The sequence below is a fragment of the Prolinoborus fasciculus genome (assembly GCF_056724605.1).
This window is the reverse complement of sequence record NZ_JBWZQN010000117.1, coordinates 1-2780: the sequence shown is the minus strand read 5'-3', so window position 1 is coordinate 2780 and position 2780 is coordinate 1. Positions and strand designations below refer to the sequence as shown.

The following is a 2780-nucleotide window of genomic DNA, read 5'->3' as shown; positions in this document are numbered from 1 at the left end:
GTTAATTTGTTTGACCTATTGGGATCTCTGTAAAACTAGCGCTATAAGAGTTTACAAGCTGATCTTATAAACCTTACAAAATAAAAAACCAGCGAATCGCTGGTTTTTTATTGCAGACTATTTTAGCTGAATATATATATCATGGCTGAGATTAATAGGTTGTAGGTATACTTTCATGGTAAAAACTTTAATGGACACAATTAGCGATTACTATTTACCAAATATTAAATAAAATAGCCTAAGTATGGTTAAATTAATTCTCTTTATTCAGTCATTAGAGAGAGTCTTTTAGCATTTTTTTATGCTGTTTTACTCGGTTGGCATAACGTTTACCTTGTTTACGCATTTTACGATTATTTTCATAACCTGACGGACCTACATTATAATAGGCAAGCGCTTTCTTCCAGTCACCGGATGATTGATTATATTTAGAAAGAATATATGTACCACATTGGATATTACTGCTTTCATTGTATAAATCACCAGGGCAGGTTTGTTGCCAATATCTTGGAATCACTTGCATCAAGCCTACCGCACCTGCTGGCGAAGTTGCTTGGCTACGATAAGTAGATTCCTGATGAATCACAGCCGCCACTAGGAGCGGATCTACACCTTGATTTTGTGCATGTTGAACAATTAAAGGTGAAACACGATTAGCTGTACTGGATGGGGTGGAGTAAGCAGTTTGAATGCCTTTAGATAATTTAGCTGCGCGCTTTTCTACCGAGCCTCCGCCCAAGGATGAACAACCCGCAAAAAGAAAAGTGCTCAATAAAATAGAAGAAAATTTAAAAGAATGAGAATTAAATAGTGAACGTTTAGATTTAATTGGATTTAATAGATGAGAAAAAAACAAACTGTGAATTCCATGCCTGAATAAACGTATTTCGATGTTAGGCAGCCTATATACAAGAGTCAAGCTCGCTGCTGATGAAAGCACTTTATTAATGTACAAACTTTATCTATCTACTAAAAAATCTCTAAGTTGAAAGGTTTTTTAGCATCCAGATTTCACAGGCTTCACTATGTCCGGTATTGCCTTCAGGGTGATCAAGATGCTGAAAACCGAATTTTTCATAAAGTTTCACCGCTTGCCAAAGCACTTTAGTTGTTTCTAGATAGACTGACTTAATCTGATGGGCCAGTGCAAATTCAAAGGATAATTCTAAAATTTTCTTGGCAAAACCCTGCTTACGAATTTCAGGTAAAAAGTACATTTTCTGAATTTCTAAAATAGTTGCATCACCTTTTAATGGCGCAATTCCACCACCCCCGTAAATTTTATTTTGTTGATCCACAACAACCCAGTAAGCTGATTTTGGTTGCTGATAAACTTGATATAGCTCATCTAGAATAGAATCACCTACGGCAAAACCAGATTCTGCTGCCAGTCCAAATTCTTGGGAAACACGACGAATAATGTTTGCAATTTGGGCATTATCTTCAGGCTGAATAGGACGAATAGAGTACATATTGGACTGATTTTATTTTGAAAAAACGATGAATTTTTATAACCTTAAATCCTTAAAAAATCCATCGTTTAATTAACTCATGTAAGTTTAATTCGCTACTTAATGAGTAATCATTATTTTAATTCGCTCGATGATTTTCCTAGTTCCCGACGGGCAATAATCAGTTGCTGAATTTGCTGGGTGCCTTCAAAAATATCCAGAATCTTGGAATCACGCGCCCATTTTTCTAAAAGTTCAGTTTCGTTATAACCAATGGCTGCCGCAAGTTCGACACATTTTAAGGTAATTTCATTACCGATCCGACCGGCCTTGGCTTTGGCAATAGATGCTTCACATGAATTTGGTTTGTGATTATCGGCCATCCAGGCGGCCTTCAGCATCAGCAAGCGTGCTGCTTCCCATTCAGCTTCCATACGATAGATTTGTGCTGCGATATTAGAGCTTTGTAAATACGGTGTGGCATAAGTAGAGTCCAGTTGATCCTTAAAAATCTCCTTGATGCGTTCCAGCGAGGCTTTCGCACAACCAATCGCCATGGCTGCAACCAGCGGGCGAGTATTATCAAAGGTTTCCATTACGCCAGCAAAGCCTTTAGCAACATCGATTTCTGCATGACCGAGCAAGTTTGCTGCAGGTACTCGACAGTTGATAAAGCTAATCATGGCAGTATCGGATGATTTAATCCCTAATTTATGTTCTAGTCGTTCAACCTTCATTCCTGGAGTACCTTTGGTCACCACAAATGATTTAATTGCCGATCGTCCCAGTTTTTTATCCAAAGTTGCCCAAACGACCACTGCATCAGCACGCTCTCCGGAGGTTACAAAAATCTTCTCACCATTCAGAATATAATCATCACCATCTTTGGTTGCAGTGGTACGAATTGCAGCGGAATCTGAACCGCAACCTGACTCGGTAATCGCCATGGCGGCCCAAGTTTCATGAAAACGGTGCAATTGCTCCTCATTGGCAACAGCTGCAATGGCTGAATTTCCTAATCCTTGGCGTGGCATCGAGAGTAATAAGCCAGTATCGCCATAACACATTTCAATAATGCTTAGGGCGGTAGACATATTGATACCATTTTTATTAGTCGTATCTGCATCGCCACGTTTATTGACTGCTGCACCAGCATTCATGCCTTCACTACCTTGGTTCATGCCATCCACGACTGAAGCGAGAGAGGTGGATCAGGAAATTTGAACAACACTTATAAGTGATATTTTGCTCCCCAAATGATGTTATAAACATCAATATATGGAGTATTTTATGACACGTAGACCAAGAAGAAATCATTCAAATGACTTT

General features: G+C 38.8%; 3 protein-coding genes. All 3 read right to left on the bottom strand.

The window, feature by feature from the left end; translation table 11 throughout:
• Nucleotides 1–274: 274 nt before the first annotated feature.
• On the bottom strand, nucleotides 275–856 hold the full coding sequence (locus AC1P5O_RS16355; protein WP_004280479.1) for a lytic transglycosylase domain-containing protein: 582 nt from the start codon (nucleotides 854–856) through the stop codon (nucleotides 275–277).
• Nucleotides 857–980: 124 nt separating this feature from the next.
• The gene (locus tag AC1P5O_RS16350; protein ID WP_004280478.1) at nucleotides 981–1472 is read right to left on the bottom strand and encodes a GNAT family N-acetyltransferase; all 492 of its coding nucleotides are present in this window, start codon (nucleotides 1470–1472) and stop codon (nucleotides 981–983) included.
• Nucleotides 1473–1585: 113 nt separating this feature from the next.
• Entirely contained in the window at nucleotides 1586–2632 is a 1047-nt protein-coding gene (locus AC1P5O_RS16345; RefSeq protein ID WP_499006404.1) for an acyl-CoA dehydrogenase family protein, read from the bottom strand.
• Between the last annotated feature and the right edge of the window lie 148 nt (nucleotides 2633–2780).